This is a genomic window from Aliiroseovarius marinus (assembly GCF_004360145.1).
GTDB classification, from domain to species: domain Bacteria; phylum Pseudomonadota; class Alphaproteobacteria; order Rhodobacterales; family Rhodobacteraceae; genus Aliiroseovarius; species Aliiroseovarius marinus.
This window is the reverse complement of the sequence record NZ_ML178717.1, coordinates 69805-85795: the sequence shown is the minus strand read 5'-3', so window position 1 is coordinate 85795 and position 15991 is coordinate 69805. Positions and strand designations below refer to the sequence as shown.

At 61.0% G+C, this 15991-nt stretch carries 15 protein-coding genes and 1 riboswitch; of the genes, 6 read left to right on the top strand and 9 right to left on the bottom strand.

Annotation, left to right across the window (positions count from 1 at the left end; all coding sequences use genetic code 11):
* Positions 1-4: 4 nt before the first annotated feature.
* Positions 5-703 carry a DUF599 domain-containing protein gene (locus tag EOL43_RS08765; RefSeq protein WP_133487626.1) on the bottom strand — a complete coding sequence of 233 codons (699 nt, stop codon included), beginning with the start codon at positions 701-703 and terminating at the stop codon, positions 5-7.
* A gap of 84 nt (positions 704-787) precedes the next feature.
* Here EOL43_RS08765 and EOL43_RS08760 point away from each other — a divergent pair, with 84 nt between their 5' ends.
* The 5 genes from EOL43_RS08760 (at position 788) to EOL43_RS08740 (ending at position 6179) form a co-directional block, all read left to right on the top strand.
* On the top strand, positions 788-2221 hold the full coding sequence (locus EOL43_RS08760; protein ID WP_133487624.1) for an FAD-linked oxidase C-terminal domain-containing protein: 1434 nt from the start codon (positions 788-790) through the stop codon (positions 2219-2221).
* Positions 2222-2259: 38 nt separating this feature from the next.
* A complete protein-coding gene (glcE, locus tag EOL43_RS08755; RefSeq protein ID WP_133487622.1) occupies positions 2260-3390 on the top strand; it encodes a glycolate oxidase subunit GlcE in 1131 nt (376 codons plus the stop codon).
* Between the two features lie 3 nt (positions 3391-3393).
* Complete coding sequence (gene glcF, locus EOL43_RS08750) at positions 3394-4686, top strand: glycolate oxidase subunit GlcF (protein WP_133487620.1); 1293 nt, start codon at positions 3394-3396, stop codon at positions 4684-4686.
* Between the two features lie 76 nt (positions 4687-4762).
* On the top strand, positions 4763-5590 hold the full coding sequence (locus tag EOL43_RS08745) for a trypsin-like serine peptidase (RefSeq protein ID WP_133487618.1): 828 nt from the start codon (positions 4763-4765) through the stop codon (positions 5588-5590).
* Positions 5591-5726: 136 nt separating this feature from the next.
* On the top strand, positions 5727-6179 hold the full coding sequence (locus tag EOL43_RS08740) for an Hsp20 family protein (RefSeq protein ID WP_133487616.1): 453 nt from the start codon (positions 5727-5729) through the stop codon (positions 6177-6179).
* A gap of 53 nt (positions 6180-6232) precedes the next feature.
* Here the strand turns inward: EOL43_RS08740 and EOL43_RS08735 are convergent, their stop codons facing one another.
* Together EOL43_RS08735 and EOL43_RS08730 are read right to left on the bottom strand one after the other, a co-directional pair.
* Positions 6233-7111: a DMT family transporter gene (locus tag EOL43_RS08735; RefSeq protein WP_133487614.1), complete on the bottom strand. Its 879-nt coding sequence runs from the start codon at positions 7109-7111 to the stop codon at positions 6233-6235.
* 74 nt (positions 7112-7185) lie between these two features.
* A riboswitch (FMN riboswitch) is annotated at positions 7186-7331 on the bottom strand.
* A 120-nt stretch (positions 7332-7451) separates the two neighbouring features.
* Positions 7452-9635 carry an esterase-like activity of phytase family protein gene (locus EOL43_RS08730; RefSeq protein WP_133487612.1) on the bottom strand — a complete coding sequence of 728 codons (2184 nt, stop codon included), beginning with the start codon at positions 9633-9635 and terminating at the stop codon, positions 7452-7454.
* 165 nt (positions 9636-9800) lie between these two features.
* Here EOL43_RS08730 and EOL43_RS08725 point away from each other — a divergent pair, with 165 nt between their 5' ends.
* On the top strand, positions 9801-10217 hold the full coding sequence (locus EOL43_RS08725) for a globin domain-containing protein (protein WP_133487610.1): 417 nt from the start codon (positions 9801-9803) through the stop codon (positions 10215-10217).
* Here the strand turns inward: EOL43_RS08725 and EOL43_RS08720 are convergent.
* The 6 genes from EOL43_RS08720 to EOL43_RS08695 all read right to left on the bottom strand — a co-directional run bounded on the left by EOL43_RS08720 (position 10214) and on the right by EOL43_RS08695 (position 15982).
* Positions 10214-11692, bottom strand: a complete 1479-nt coding sequence (locus tag EOL43_RS08720; protein WP_133487607.1) for an NAD-dependent succinate-semialdehyde dehydrogenase — start codon at positions 11690-11692, stop codon at positions 10214-10216. The two genes, EOL43_RS08725 and EOL43_RS08720, sit on opposite strands and share 4 nt — an antisense overlap.
* Before the next feature lie 265 nt (positions 11693-11957).
* Positions 11958-12515: a hypothetical protein gene (locus tag EOL43_RS08715; protein WP_133487605.1), complete on the bottom strand. Its 558-nt coding sequence runs from the start codon at positions 12513-12515 to the stop codon at positions 11958-11960.
* 33 nt (positions 12516-12548) lie between these two features.
* The gene (locus tag EOL43_RS08710; protein ID WP_133487603.1) at positions 12549-13535 is read right to left on the bottom strand and encodes a P1 family peptidase; all 987 of its coding nucleotides are present in this window, start codon (positions 13533-13535) and stop codon (positions 12549-12551) included.
* 72 nt (positions 13536-13607) lie between these two features.
* Positions 13608-14348: an SDR family oxidoreductase gene (locus EOL43_RS08705; protein WP_133487601.1), complete on the bottom strand. Its 741-nt coding sequence runs from the start codon at positions 14346-14348 to the stop codon at positions 13608-13610.
* Between the two features lie 53 nt (positions 14349-14401).
* Positions 14402-15559: a winged helix-turn-helix domain-containing protein gene (locus EOL43_RS08700; protein WP_133487599.1), complete on the bottom strand. Its 1158-nt coding sequence runs from the start codon at positions 15557-15559 to the stop codon at positions 14402-14404.
* The gene (locus EOL43_RS08695) at positions 15560-15982 is read right to left on the bottom strand and encodes an acyl-CoA thioesterase (RefSeq protein ID WP_133487597.1); all 423 of its coding nucleotides are present in this window, start codon (positions 15980-15982) and stop codon (positions 15560-15562) included.
* Between the last annotated feature and the right edge of the window lie 9 nt (positions 15983-15991).

Below are 15991 nucleotides of genomic sequence, written 5' to 3'. Positions count from 1 at the left end.
CGGATCAGGTGTCAGGTTGCATCAGCACCGAGCGCGAGTGAGAGGCAAACTCGCGTCGCCACAACACCGCAAACGTAAAGAGCGTTGCGAAGATCAGGCTCACTGGCCCGATCAGCCACGCCAAAGCGGCCATCGAGAAATAGACCGAGCGCAGTCCCCGGTTGAAACTGCGTGCCGCGGTGATATTGATCTCGCCTGCTTTGCGGGCGCGGGGCAGGGCGGTCGGGTCGGTTTCATCATTGGGCACTGACGCCATGACCACCGCGCAATACCCAAACAGCCGGTGCGACCAGACGAATTTCAAAAACGCATTGGCGAGAAACAGAATGACCAACAGGATCTTCACCTCCCACACCAGTTCCGGTGCGCTGGTTTGGGTCAGGTCTTGTGCGACGCCACGCAGCCGCTCGGTATTGCCAAGCAGGGCCAGCCCACCACCCGTGGCGATCATTGTGGCCGAGGCGAAGAAACTAGCCCCTTGGCGCAAGCTGGACAGGATCGCGCTGTCAAAGATGCGGGGTTGGCGCGTGATGAACTGAACCATCCAGTCGCGCCGATACTGGGCAACGATCTTGGATGTGGATTGTTTTTCGTTCGTGGCGCTCTCAATACGCAGTCCAATCGCAAGCCAAGCCAGTAAGATCAATGCCACGGCGGCCAGATCAAGCAGCGAAAATAGGGCGAAACGCTCAGCAAAAGTCATGTTTCACGCATAAGCCGTTCCTTGTTGTTGCTAAAGTGAAAAATTGGTTATATTTTTTTACCAATTTAGTTTGGAGGGATTCTCATGCAGATGCCGGCGCCAAATTCCCGCATTCTGTCGCGCAAAGATCACATCGTTGCGCGGCTGCAATCTGTGTTGCCGGTTGGTGCTGTTGTGCATGACCCGATCCAGACCCGGGCCTATGAATGCGACGCGCTGACGGCCTATAAGTGCCCGCCGCTCTGCGCGGTGTTGCCGACCTCAACCAACGAGGTGTCAGCGGTGATGCGCATCTGCCATGAAGAAGGCGTGCCGGTCGTGCCGCGCGGGGCAGGGACATCGCTTGCGGGCGGCGCATTGCCCACCGCGGACAGCGTGATCCTTGGCGTGGCGCGTTTGAATGACGTGCTGGAGACCGACTATGACAACCGCTTCATCCGCGTACAATCAGGCCGCACCAACCTGTCTGTGACCGGCGCGGTCGAGGAAGATGGGTTTTTCTATGCCCCCGATCCGTCCTCGCAACTGGCCTGCGCGATTGCGGGCAACATCGCGATGAACTCGGGCGGGGCACATTGTTTGAAATACGGCGTGACCACCAACAATCTGATGGGCGTGACCATGGTCATGGCCGATGGCGAGGTGGTTCAGATCGGCGGTGCGCATCTGGATGCGGGCGGGTTGGATTTGCTGGGGCTGATCTGCGGATCGGAAGGTCAGCTTGGCATTGTGACCGAAGCCACCTTGCGCATCCTTGCCAAGCCCGAAGGCGCGCGCCCGGTGCTGGTCGGGTTTGATAGCAACGAAGTCGCGGGTCATTGCGTCTCTGACATCATCAAATCTGGCATCCTACCTGTCGCGATCGAGTTCATGGACCGCCCCTGCATCCGCGCGACCGAGGCGTTCGCCGGCGCGGGCTATCCCGATTGCGAAGCGCTGTTGATCATCGAGGTTGAGGGATCCGAGGCCGAGATCGACGACCAGCTTTCGCGCATCATCGAGATCGCCAAGCGCCATAATCCGGTGGAGGTGCGCGAAAGCACCTCGGCCGAGGAAAGTGCGAAAATCTGGCTGGGTCGTAAGTCCGCCTTTGGTGCGATGGGGCAGATCAACGATTACATGTGTCTGGATGGCACGATCCCTGTCTCCGAGCTGCCCTTGGTGCTGCGGCGCATTGGTGAGATGAGCAAAGACTATGGGCTGGACGTGGGCAACGTATTCCACGCGGGCGACGGGAATATGCACCCTTTGATCCTGTTTGACGCCAACAAGCCGGGCGATCTTGAGAAATGCGAGGCGTTTGGCGCCGACATCCTGCGCCTGTGTGTCGAGGTCGGCGGTTGTCTGACCGGCGAGCACGGTGTGGGGGTCGAGAAGCGCGACCTGATGGTGTCGCAATATGGCGATGACGATCTGGAAATTCAGCTGCAGGTCAAGGACGTGTTCGATCCCGGCTGGCTGCTGAACCCGGCCAAGGTCTTCCCCCTGAACGTCACTGAAACCCGACGCGCCGGATAAGGGCTCTGCGCCCATTCCCTTAGATTTGAGACAAGAATATGAGCAACACTCCGACAAGTGAACAAGACCTGTCCGATCTGATCCAAGCGGCAGAAGGGCCGATCCGGATTGTGGGCGGTGGGACGCGAGACATTGGCGCGCCGGTTGAGGGGACGCCTGTGTCCACGGCTGGACTGTCGGGCGTGACGCTCTATGAACCCGGTGCGCTGACCCTTGTCGCGCAGGCGGGCACGCCATTAGAGGAGATCGATGCGCTTCTGGCCAAGGAAGGGCAGCGGCTGGCCTTTGAGCCTTCCGATCTGCGTGGGCTGCTAGGCACCGAAGGCGCGTCGACCATTGGCGGCGTCGTAGCGACGAACGCCTCGGGCCCACGTCGTATACAGGTCGGGGCCGCACGGGATTTCTGCCTTGGCGTGCGGTTTGTCGACGGCGCTGGGCGCGTGTTGAAAAATGGTGGCCGCGTGATGAAAAACGTGACGGGCTATGATCTGGTCAAGCTGATGGCGGGCAGCTGGGGCACGCTGGGCGTGATGACCGAAGTCAGCATGAAGGTGATGGCTATTCCTGAAACCGAAACCACTCTGGTGGGCAAAGGCCAGTCTGCCGTGCAGGCGGTCGAAAGCCTGTCCGCCGCGCTGGGCTCGCCCTTCGACGTGACGGGGGCTGCGTTTTCGGAAGGAAAGACCTTTGTGCGGATTGAGGGGCTTGAGGCTTCTGTTGCGTATCGTGCGGCAGAGCTTGCGAATGGCGCTCTGGCCGGGTTCCAGCCCGTTTCGGGTGCTGCGTCGTCTGACATTTGGGCGCGGATTAGGGATGTCAGCGCCTTTGCGGGGCGTGATGGATCGATCTGGCGCATTTCGGTCAAACCCTCGGATGGGCCGCGTCTGGTGGCCGCGTTGGACGACCTGTCGCCGGACGCACTCTATGACTGGGGTGGAGGTCTTGTCTGGCTGCACGTCGCGGATCAACCCAGTGCGGGTGCCGCGCGTGTGCGGGCTGAGCTGGCAAAGCTGGGTGGCCACGCCACCTTGGTGCGCGCCCCTGCGGATGTGCGGGCGACTGTTCCCGTGTTCCAACCTGAACCCGCCCCGATTGCCGCTTTGACCCGCGGCCTTCGCCAGAAATTCGACCCGCACGGGATCCTTAATCCCGGCCTGATGGGAGCTTAAGCCATGCAAACCCATTTCACGCCTGAGCAGCTGAAAGACCCCGCTATCAAGCGCGCGAACGAGATCTTGCGCTCGTGCGTCCATTGCGGGTTTTGCACCGCGACCTGTCCCAGCTATCAGGTGCTGGGGGACGAGTTGGACAGCCCGCGTGGCCGGATCTATCTGATCAAGGATATGCTGGAAGCCGGGCGGCCTGCCGATAAGAAAACGGTCGAGCATGTGGACAAGTGCCTGTCCTGTCTGGCCTGCATGTCGACTTGCCCGTCGGGCGTGCATTATATGCACCTGATCGACCACGCCCGCGCGCATATCGAAAAGACCTATAAGCGCCCGCTGTTTGACCGGCTGCTGCGCTGGACGCTGGCGCAGGTGATCCCCTATCCGGGGCGGTTCCGACTGGCGATGCAGGGCGCGCGACTGGCGCGGCCCTTGCGCAAGTTCATGCCCGATCCGCGGCTGGAAGCGATGCTGGAAATGGCGCCGCCGAAACTGCCGCGCAAATCCGCCAATGACGCGCCGCAGGTGTTCCCGGCCAAAGGCGCGCGCAAGAAACGTGTGGCGCTGCTGACCGGCTGTGCACAGAAGGCGCTGGATACGGACATCAATGACGCCACCATCCGCCTGCTGACCCGTCTTGGCTGCGAGGTCGTGGTTGCCAAGGGGATGGGCTGTTGCGGCGCACTGACCCATCACATGGGCAAAGAGGATCAAAGCCACGCGCAGGCGGCGGCGAATATTAGCGCGTGGATGCGTGAAAAACGTGGCGAGGGGTTGGACGCCATCGTGATCAACACCTCGGGCTGCGGCACCACGGTGAAAGACTATGGCTTCATGTTCCGCAACGACGCGCTGGCCGAGGACGCGGCGGCGGTGTCCGGGATGGCGATGGATATCAGCGAGATTTTGATGACGCTGGACCTGCCCGAGGCGCAGATGGATCTGCGGGTGGCCTATCACTCGGCGTGCAGCCTGCAGCACGGGCAACAGGTGAAAACCCACCCAAAAACCTTGCTGAAAAAGGCCGGGTTCGAGGTGGTCGAGCCTGCTGACCCGCATCTGTGCTGTGGCTCGGCCGGGACGTATAACCTGATGCAGCCCGAGATCTCGAAAGAGCTGAAAAAGCGCAAAGTGGCCAATTTGGAGGCCAAGTCGCCCGAAATCATCGCAGCAGGCAATATTGGTTGCATGATGCAGATTGGCTCGGGCACGGGCATCCCCGTGGTTCACACGGTCGAGCTTTTGGACTGGGCAACTGGCGGCCCAAAACCGCGCAAAATACAACCAGCAGCGCATTAATCCTTTCGTAACCGTCTGTTTTCGCCTTACATATACCGCAAAGGGCAGGGAAACTGCCCAAACTAGGCAGTAGAACATGAAGTATCTTGTGGCATTCTTGGCGGCCGCATTGTTGCTGGCCGGACCGTTGGGGGCATCCGATCCCTCGCCCCTGCGCACCTTGATGACGGGGGATGACAGCAAAGGTTGGGAAGGTGTTGGGCGCCTGAATATCGGTGGCGGAAGCTTCTGCACTGGATCTTTGATCGACGAAAATCTGGTTCTAACGGCCGCGCATTGCCTTTTTGATCGCGATAGCGGTGAACGCTTCAAACTGTCTGAAATCGAGTTTCTGGCGGGCTGGCGTGGCGGGCGGGCCTCGGCCTATCGCGGGGTGCGACGCGCTGTTGTACATCCGGATTTCGAGTTCACGCCAGAAAAAGGCCCGACCCGTGTGGCAACCGATCTGGCACTGCTTGAGCTGGACAAACCGATCCGCAACATGTCGGTGACGCCGTTCAAGACGTTCTCGCGCCCGCGCAAGGGGGCTGAGGTCGGCGTAGTCTCATATGCCCATGACCGCATGGAAAGCCCGTCCCTGCAGGAAACCTGCAAAGTGTTGGCCCGTCAGGGTGGGGCGTTGGTGCTGAGCTGCATTGTGGACTACGGCTCGTCCGGCGCACCGGTGTTTGTCATCGAGGGCGGAGAGCCGCGGATTGTGTCCGTGATCTCGGCCAAGGCGATGGTGCGGGACATTCCGGTGTCACTGGGCACCGACCTGGAATCGCCGCTGGCCGAAATGTACGAGATGCTGGCCACGGATAACGGCGTGATCGAGCGGGTCGAGACGGTGAAGGCGCCGACGGTTCGACGGGTGGGCACTGGTGCGGCAGGGCCCGGAGGGGCCAAATTCGTGCGTCCGTAACCGCGTGCGTTCTGGGTCTTGAACCCGTCTTTTCCCGACATATCTCTATTCTACGGATGCCGCCGGGCGGGTCCGTGAATTGCCTGTCCCAATCGGGAAGGCCCCACATATGTCGCTTTGCGAAAGGACACCAAAAATGCGTAATTTTGATATGTCGCCCCTTTACCGTGCCACCGTTGGCTTTGACCAAATTGCCGACCTGATGGACCGGGTTCTGACCAATGATGTCAGCCGCGACAGCTATCCCCCGTACAATATCGAGAAAACAAACGAAGATGCATGGCGCATCTCGGTTGCTGTGGCTGGATTCACCGAAGACGAACTGTCGGTTGAACTCCGCGACAAGGCGCTGTTCGTGTCGGCCAAGAAAGCTGCCGAGGATGAGCGCACCTATCTGCACCGTGGCATCGCCACCCGTGCCTTCGAGCGCCGCTTCCATCTGGCCGATCACGTCCGTGTCTCGGGCGCGACCCATGAAAACGGCATGCTGCATATCGACCTGATCCGCGAAGTGCCCGAAGCACTGAAACCGCGCCGGATCGAGATTGCGGGCAAGAATGATGTCGAAGCCAAGGCCATCGAAGCCTGATCCGTCATCTCAGACGTAACGAAGGGCGCGGAGATTTCCGCGCCCTTTTTGTTTTAGGCGGTTTGGCGGCGTTCCTGTTCCAACAACCAGAAGCTGGCCGCCAGAATGATCGCCGTGCCGATCCACATGGACCCGGTGGGTAGGAAACCGAACACCACAAAGCCCAGCACCACGTTGAACACCAGTTTCAGGTGGTCAAACGGCTGCAGGAATGCCGCATCCGCCATCGCATAGGCGCGAGCGAGCACGTGTTGGGCAAAGGCCGTCAGAAGACCCGCGCCCACCACCAGCCAGATCGCGTTCGCTGGTAGGGTAAACCCGGTGCTCAGCGCCAGACCTGCGTTGATCGGGCTGAGCAGGAGCAGCAAGTAGATGGTGATCGTCTCGGTGCTGTCGCGATGGGTTAGGAACTTCGTCACGACAGAACTGGACGCCCACAGCGCGGCCGCGCCCACGGGCAGTAGGGCGGCCAGTTCGAAGCGATCCGACCATGGTTCTAGGATAATCGCGCCCCCGATGATGCCCAACACCACCGCGCCCCAACGATGGACCGAGACCTCTTCCCGAAGCACCAGCCCCGCGCCGAGTGTCACGAAGAACGGTGACAACAAGATCAGCGCAATCGCCTGCCAAATCGGCACATGCGCCAGCCCCAGCGTCCACAGCTGCACACCGCCCGCCGCTAAGGCGACCCGCAGCACATGCAACCAGACCTGCCCGGTTTTCATCACCGCGGCCCGGTGGCGAAACACCCATGGCAGGTAAAAGCCAAGCGCAATCAGATATTGCCAGAAAGTGACGGCAGGGGCCGACGCACCCTTGCCCATGGTTGCCGATTGCAACCCAGTATTGACCAGCGCAAACGTCGCGCCCGCCAATACCATTAACCCCGCCGCGCGGGCAGGTTGAGTAAGATATGTTGACTGAGTCATGCGAGATGTCCTTTCTTCCTTACGCAATGACCCAAGGCAGAAGGACAGGGCGCACAGGAACCCCGCGCACCCCAACCCATTCTCTTCCATCCGGACTGTAACCGTCGGCTCTGGAGTTGCACCAGATCTGCTGTCACCCCCAATGGGGGCCGCTCGCGGGCTTGAGAAACGTGTCCTCTTTACCGCCGGTGGGGAATTCCACCCCGCCCTGAGAATGTCACCACCCCGGCTGGGGCAGCGACAGAGAACGTAGGGTGGGGGTGTGCGTTCGTCAAGCTGGGCGCGGATTGAAAAAGGGGGCCGTGCGGCCCCCTTTCATTTGCGTTCTCAGATCTGAGGATCAGTTCGTCATGCTGCCGATCTTACCGATGTTGAAGAACATCGTCTCGCCCGAGTGGTCGTCGACACCGTCATTGTCGGTCGAGACCCACGCGGTGCCGTCTGCCGCGATGGCCAGACCTTCGACCTTGTCCAGAACGTAGCCTCCTGTCGCGGTCAGGTCGGGCAGCAGGTCACGCACTTCCTCTTTCGAGACAACCGGCAGGTCTCCACCCAGCGGTGCCGGCACCATGTCAGTGGCCGGGATGCGATAGATCTTTTTGGTCACGGCGCGGTGGTCGTGCTGGTTGTCGCGCTCGATCACGTAGAAATAGTCACCGTGGGCCACGATTTCCGACAGGCCAACCCAACCGGTGGCGGGCTCGGCTTTCGGATAGTGGACGGCGCCCCATTCTTTGGTCTCAAGGTTATAGGCAACCAGCTTTACGTGGTTCTTCGGGTCGTCGTTCCATTCGCGCTGCACAGCCATCCACAGGGTGTCGCCCACCTTGGTGATGCCTTCAAAGCCAAAGCGCTTCTCGACGGCGGCCAGCTCCGGCGGGATGCCGATCTCGCCCTTCAGGTTCTTGATCGAGCCGTCGGCCTTCACGTGATAGATCGCGTGCGGGATCAGGCGTTCGGTGCGACCTTCTGAGGCGACGTAGAAGCCGCCTTTGCCGTCCAGCGTGATGCCTTCAAGGTCCAGCTTTTGCGCGGGTGCGCCGTTGCGGGTGATGCGGATCACGTCGGTGATGCGGGCGGGCGTGGCGTTGGTGTCGATCTTGAAGATCGAGGGCTGGAAGCCATAGAAGCTGTCCGACACGGCCCAGACAATGCCGCCTTCATCCGCTACCATGCCCGAAATAGCCCCCCAGCCAATCAGCTCGTCTGCGCCTTCCGAGGTCAGCATGGGATAGCTGGCGGGGGCGTCCTGCAGTTCATAGATCATGACATGCGCCCGCGCGCCGCCATCTTCGATCAGGTCTTTTTCGTTGGCGGATACCAGCAGGTTGCGCCCGGGGATGGTCACATAGCCTTCCGGCCCAACGCCCGAGGGAAGAAGCTGTTTCAGCACCGGGTTGGCCAGATCCGCGACGTCATAGACGCCCACGACCGAGCCGCGTTCCGACCCAACAAAAGCCAGCTCCATGTCGCCATAGGTGGCAGCGGTCACGCTTTCGGGCTCGACGCCTTTGCTGTCCGATCGCTTGTCCGGATAGTGGCCGATCTGCACGATGGCGTGCTCGAACGAGACACCGCTTTCATAGACGACGGTGCCGTCCTGATGGAAGATCGTCCAGCCGCGCGAGCCGCCCTCGTAGTCGCCTTCGTTGGCGGTTGCGAAGTGGTCATTGTCCAGCCATTTCACAGCATCAGGCTCGCGTTTGCGGCCCTGTTGGCTTTCGGTGAAGATCAGCGCGCCGCGTTCGTCCGTGGCGTCGATGCCGTCCAGATCAACGGCCCCGGCCGAGAAGTGGCTCAGCAGCTTTCCATCTTTCGACACAACCGCGATGTGGTTGTTTTCCTGCATGGTGACGACGATCTCACCCTCGGCATTGATGTCGACATATTCGGGTTCGGGATCCGAGGGGGCGACGTCTGCCAGACCGGTCAGGTCGACGCGCGTAATGCCGCCGCAGTCCAGCATGCCGTCCTTCAGGCGCGCGATGACCAGATCGCCAGCGGGGCCTTGTGGGATCACGCCGTCATTCAGATCTTCGTCACGCTCGTTCTCGATGGCGACGGAGATGAAGCTTGCGTCCTGTGCTTTCGCCACGCTGTCAGGCTGACCTCCAAGATCACAAGATGCCAGTTCTTCGCCCGATACCACGTCGATGGCTTTCAACATGCCCGACGGCGCGGTGTAGCTTTCCGAGGTGTTCACGCCCACAAACGCGGTCCCGCCGATGACAGCGACCGAGGTCGGCTCGCCCGGCAGCGCGATGTTGCCCAGCGGCTTGGGATTGGCGGCGTCGGTGATGTCGATGCGGCCCAGAACGCCTAGCGGGCTATCGGTATAGACCAGCGTCATGCCATCGGCAGTGACGTCGATGATCTCGGGGCTGGTTTCGCGTTTGGTATCCTCACCCTCGGCCATGTTTTTCACGACGGGGAAGGACGCGATGCGGTTGAAGTTCATCTCGGCCATCGCCGCACCGGCGGTCAGGGCGAGGGCGGAGGTCAGACACATCAAGCGTGCGGTCATGCCAAAATCCTTGGTTCATATAAAAGGTGGATCAGGGATGGCGGGGGAAGTTGACGGCTGCGCGACAGAATTGATTCAGTTTTGTAAGAAGGGCTCGGCGGGGGAAACCAAACCTTAATCGTTGGGCAAGATACTGGGGCTCCGCGTATTAAAAGGCCAATCATTATGGACAGCTCTGATATCGTCCTCGTTCAATCCAGCTTTGCCCGCATCTTTGCCCGGAAGGCAGAATTGACGGATCAGTTCTATGCGCATTTGTTTGCGCGGATGCCCGAAGTCGAGCAGTTGTTCAGTGGTGATTTCATCAAGCAAAAACAGATGTTCGCGTCGATGCTGGCCTCAACCGTGCGCAGCCTGTCGGATTATGACACCTTCGCGCAGTTGGCACAAAAACTGGCCCAAAGCCATGCGCGGTTTCATTTGAGCGAGGTACACATGGAAAACGCGGCCCAATCGCTTGTGGCCGCGTTGCATGAGGTGATGGAGGGGAAGCTAAGCCCCGAGGAAGAAGCGGCCTGGACCCGCGCCATCACCAAGCTGTCCTCGGTGATGGTTGCGCGTCCAGCCGCGTCTGCCGGTTAGACCGACATGCAGATGTATTTCATTTCGAGGAAATCCTCGATCCCGTGGCGCGAGCCTTCGCGGCCGAGGCCCGATTGTTTCACGCCACCAAACGGGGCGACCTCGGTCGAGATGATGCCGGTGTTCACGCCAACGATGCCGTATTCCAGCGCCTCGGCCACTTTGTAGACGCGGCTTAGGTTGTTGGCGAAGAAATACGAAGCCAGACCGAAGATGGTGTCATTGGCCTGTTGGATCACGTCGTCTTCGTCCTTGAACTTGAACAGCGGTGCCATTGGGCCGAAGGTCTCGTCCGTGGCAACGTCCATGTCGCGGGTGGCATTCTTGATGATGGTCGGTTCAAAGAACAGTCCGCCCATCTCGTGCTCTTTGCCGCCAAGGATCACTTCGCCCCCTTTCGAGGTCGCATCCGCCACATGCTCGCGCACTTTCTGAACGGCTGCATCCGAGATCAACGGGCCAAGGGCGATGCCTTCATTCAGGCCGTCACCGACGGGCAGGGCCGACACAGCCTTGGCGAACCGCTTGGCGAACTCGTCATAGACACCCTCTTGCACGTAGATCCGGTTGGCGCAGACGCAGGTCTGGCCGTTGTTGCGGAACTTACAGGCAATCGCGCCCTCCACGGCGGCGTCTAGATCGGCGTCGTCGAACACGATGAACGGCGCGTTGCCGCCCAGTTCCATCGAGCATTTCAGAACCTGATCAGCGGCCTGACGCAGTAGGATGCGGCCCACATTGGTCGATCCTGTAAAGGTCAGTTTGCGCACCAGCGCGTTTTCACAGAACTCTTTGCCGATCTCAGAGGCGTTCGAGCTGGGCACGATGTTGAAGACGCCAGCGGGCACGCCCGCGCGTTCGGCCAACACAGCCAGCGCGGTGGCCGACAGCGGGGTCAGTTCAGCCGGGCGACCGACGAAACCACAGCCTGCCGCAATCGCAGGACCACATTTGCGGGTGATCATGGCGTTCGGGAAGTTCCACGGCGTGATCGAGGCGACAACGCCGATCGGCTGACGGATCACCATCAGGCGCTTGTCGGGCTGGTGGCCGGGGATGGTTTCGCCGTAGATGCGTTTGGCTTCTTCACCGAACCACTCGATAAAGCTCGCGCCATAGGCAATCTCGCCCATGGCCTCGGCCAGTGGTTTGCCCATCTCGGCGGTCAGGATGGTTGCCAGATCGCCCTGGTTTTCCATCATCAGCTCAAACCACTTGCGCATGATGTTGGCGCGTTCTTTCGCGGTGCGTTTGGCCCATTCGCGGCCGGCCTTGTCGGCGGCCTCGATGGCCTCGGCTACCTCTTCGCGCGACAGGTCTGCCACTTGGGCAATCACCTCGCCGCGGGCGGGGTTGGTCACATCGAAGGTTGCACCATTCTTGGCGTCTATCCATTCACCGTTTACATAGGCGCGGGTTTCGACCAGCGACGGGTCTTTCAAAAGCTTTTTCAGCGCAGAGGCGTTTGCGGCCATGATCGTGTCTCCCAAGTCGTGTCTTGTTAGGTGAGTCATCGCACACTCACCTATTAGTTAACAAGGCAAATAATATTGAAGGGTGTAAACCCCTGCTTCGACTCGGGCATAGCCCAAAGGCGCGTGAAATTCATCCTGTTTGGCGTCTGGATTTGATCATTTTCCAGAACTGGCTGTATCGGAATGTCGATCCGGCACAACTTTCTTCTAAAAAGGCGAATGCGGGCAGAGAATCCGCCCGCATCTTTGCCCATTGGCGCAAGGATTAGCGCCCGAAATCTTCCAGCCCGCGATGATCGATCTCGGCCAGCACGGATTTCATCGTGTCGACATCCGCGCCCGAGGCTTGGATCAGGATGCGCCCGTCCACGATGCCTGACAATTCGCCGTCTTGGTTCAGGTATTTCTGACGCCCAACGCGCTCCAGCTTCATGCCCATCAGGCTGGCATTGGCCATCATGCCGGACAGCGCGCCCACCATGGGATTGTCTGCCATGATCACGATCCGGAAGCTTTCATTCTCGCGGGCATAGGTGGCTTCCGCCCCCGACCCGCCGCCAAACATCGCCATGCCCGTGGCAACATCGTCCGAGACCTCGCGGATCCATCCTTCGGGTGCTTCGGGCAGGAACGTTGCCAGATCGGCGGTTTTCATTTCCAGCATCAGCTGCTTGGCAAATTCCAACTCTTCCAGCGCATAGGACAGGTCGCCTTCTTCATAGGCTTCCAATGCGGATTTAAGAGTGTCCGAGACCTCGTCCGCCAGGGCAATTCCCGGCGTCAAAAACGTGGCGGCAAGCGCCAGTGTGCGAAAATAGGACATGCGTCCCTCCTTATCGAAATGGGCCAAAGCCCGTCATGAAAACTTGTCGGCCCAAGTGGGTAATGTGTCACTCGGATGGGCGTGGGCGGCATAGACACCACGGGCCACGGCGCGGGCCAAGCAGGTGGCGGCGGCGTGTCCAAGGCGCAGCGCATCAAATCCGGGATCAGCGAGGGCTACCTTCCCAGTGGCGGCGGCAAAGATCAGATCGCCGTCAAAGGGCGTGTGGCTGGGGTGGATTGCGCGGGCCATGCCGTCATGGGCCGCCGTCGCCAGACGTGTGGCCTGTGCCTGATCCAGATCCGCATCGGTGGCGATGATGGCAATGGTGGTGTTCTCGCCCAACTGCGCCTCGGGGCGTGGCTCAACGCTGGGATCATGCTGGCCGATGCCACGCGCGCCGAACTCGTCGCCAAATTCCCACGGGGCGGCCCAGAACGCGGGCCCGTCGCCCATCGTGACCGATCCTAAAGCATTGACGGCCACCAACGCCCCGACGGTGACGCCGTTGTCCAGCACCAGCGATGCCGACCCAAGCCCGCCTTTCAAGCCAGCAGTGGTTGCGCCGAACCCGGCGCCATGACTGCCGATCAGGAAGTCCTCTGACGCCGCCGCATAGGCTGCGCGTCCAAGCCCCTTATAGGGGTTCTGCGCCCAGCCCTTGTCGCCGCCGTTCAATAGGTCAAACAAGATAGCGCCCGAGACGATGGGTACATGCTGATCCCCCACCTGAAACCCGCGACCCTCTTCGCGCAGGGCATCTGCGACACCGGATGCGGCGTCCAGCCCAAAGGCCGACCCGCCAGACAGCACCAAGGCGTCCACCTGCTGCACCAGCTTATCCGGAGCCAACAAATCCGTCTCGCGCGTGCCCGGCGCGCCGCCCATGACATGGACGCCTGCGGTGAAGGGGGCGTCGCCGACCAAGACGGAGGCACCGGTCTTGATCACTGCATCATCGGCATTGCCTACACGCAGCCCGGCCACATCGGTGATCAGGTTCTTTGGTCCCGGTTTCATCACGTCCTCTGCTTTTTCTTGTTACAAATATCCCACGGGGGTCTGGGGGTGTGAAGCCCCCAGCTGCCAAGCTCAGATACAGCGCCCGCCGTCCACTTCCATCGCGACGCCCGTCACCATGCTGGCCTCGTCCGAGCACAGGAAACAGGCGGCGTTGCCCATATCCTCGGGGGTCGAGAACCGGCCGATGGGAATGGTCGAGATGAACTTCGCGCGCATCTCGGGCGTGTCCTCGCCCATGAAGCTGGACAAAAGCGGCGTTTCGCCCGCCACGGGGCAGATCGCGTTCACCCGCACCCCATGCGGGGCCAGTTCAACCGCCATGGCCTTGGTTGCGGTGATCATCCAGCCCTTCGAGGCATTGTACCAGTTCAGGTTCGGGCGCGGGCTGAGCCCCGCGGTCGAGGCGACGTTCAACACCGCCCCCGTGCCTGCCGCCTTCATGCCCGGCACGAAATAGCGGGCGGTCAGATAGACGGATTTGGCATTCACGGCCAGAACGCGGTCAAATTCGCCCTCGTCGACTTCTTCCATCGGTTTGGGCAGATGGGTGATGCCCGCGTTGTTCACCACGATGTCCACATGGCCCCACAGCTCGTGCGCGGCGCGGGCCATTTGCGCGACGCTGTCGCCGGACGAGACATCCACATGATGCGCTACCCCATCGACCTCATCCGCGACCTCGCGGGCCAGTTCGTCATTCAGATCGGCTACCATCACCCGCGCGCCCTCGGCGGCGAATTTACGAACGATCCCGGCGCCAAAGCCCGATGCGCCGCCGGTGACGATGGCTGTTTTGTTGTGAAGCCGCATATTCATCTCCTGATTGCAGGATCAGCTTGCGCCCAATTCGGCCCGCGCGCAAGTCAGGCGCGCATGACCTGCCACTTGGTCGCAGACAGCCCTGCGAAGCGTGCGAAACGCGCGAGTTCCGCATCCAGTTTCGAGTGACGTGCAGTGCCCCAGCGGGTGCCGGGTTCCGGCCAGAACCCGATGACGGACAATTCGCCAGACTTGCGGTCGGCTTTCAACTCGATCCGCCCCACAAAGCGGTCACCTTCCAGCAGCGGGTAGACGTAATAGCCCCAACGGCGCTTGGCTTTCGGGACGAACATCTCGTTGCGATAGTCAAAGCCAAAGAGCTTCTCCAACCGCGCGCGGTCGCGGATGGCAGGGTCGAACGGGTTGAGGATCCGCAGGCGCGAGGTGGGGGCGGAGAGTGTATCCAACCGCGCCTCTATATCGGCGGGCGCGAGGGCAGCGTAGCTGCCGCCGTCTGCAGTTTCGACCTCGACCGGGACCAGCGCGGCCGTGTCGCACCACGCCTTTGCCTCGCGCGCGCTCATGGCGTCCCAGAAGCGGCCGATTTCGCCAGTCGTGCCAAAGGACAGCCGATCCAATGCGCCGCGGCACAGCCAGTCGACAGCCTCGTGGTCCGGGGCAGGATCATGGGACGGAAAGACCCGCTCGCCCAGATCATAGAACTTGACGAAATTCTTGCGGTGGCAGGTGGCAAGCTCGCCGCCATACCACATTTGATCCAGCGCCTTCTTGTGCGGAGGCCGCGCCCACATCTCGCGTTTTTCGACCTTGGTGTCGAAGGCGTGGGTGGACAAGGCGCCCTCGCGCGCGATGCGGTCGCGGATTTCAGCGATCTGAGCCTTGGCGAGCCCCGATTGATACCATTCACTGCGGCCTACATGCGCGCCCAGCCGATCAAATTGTCGTCGCCAAAAGGGCAGTACGCGCATGTCGATCAGGCTGGCGTCGTGGGTGAAATGCTCGAACAGTGCGCGGCCCGACAGCTGCTTCCAGATCGCGCCTTCACGAATGTTCTGATTGCGGCTCCACAGGATGTGGTTGTGCGCGCGGGTGACGTTGCGGATCGTGTCGATCTGAACAAACCCCAGCCGCCAGATCATGTCTTGCAGATCAAACGCGCCGGTCGGCGTGTCGGCCAGCAAGTTTGTCGCCAGCCAAAGATGCCGCGCCTGCCGGTTCGAGATCTTCAGCGCGGCCCCCATTCAGCCCTCGACCAGAAAGGCGTGCATCTGGGTTTTCAGGTCGTCGTCAATCACCGTCGCCTTGCGCGCCTCAAGATCCATCAAGACGCATTTCGCGGTCACGTCGAACAGCAGCTCGTTATCGGTGCCGCGATACATCCAGTGCTGGAAAGTCGCGGATCGACGGCCAACCTCGGCCACGCCCGAACGCATATAGACCCATTCGCCCGCCAGAACCTCTCGGTGATAGGTAGCGTCGGAATGCACCATCGCAAAGGCCTGACGGCGCCCGCCGGTCAGCTGGTCATGGCCAAGGCCGAAAGCCGTCATCAGGCCCAGACCCGCATCCGAAACACAGCCGAAATAACGGCTGATGTTCATATGTCCCAGCATGTCGCAGTCAGTTGGGTCGATCACCCGGCGGAAGGTTTCGATGATGGCCATGGGGCCTCC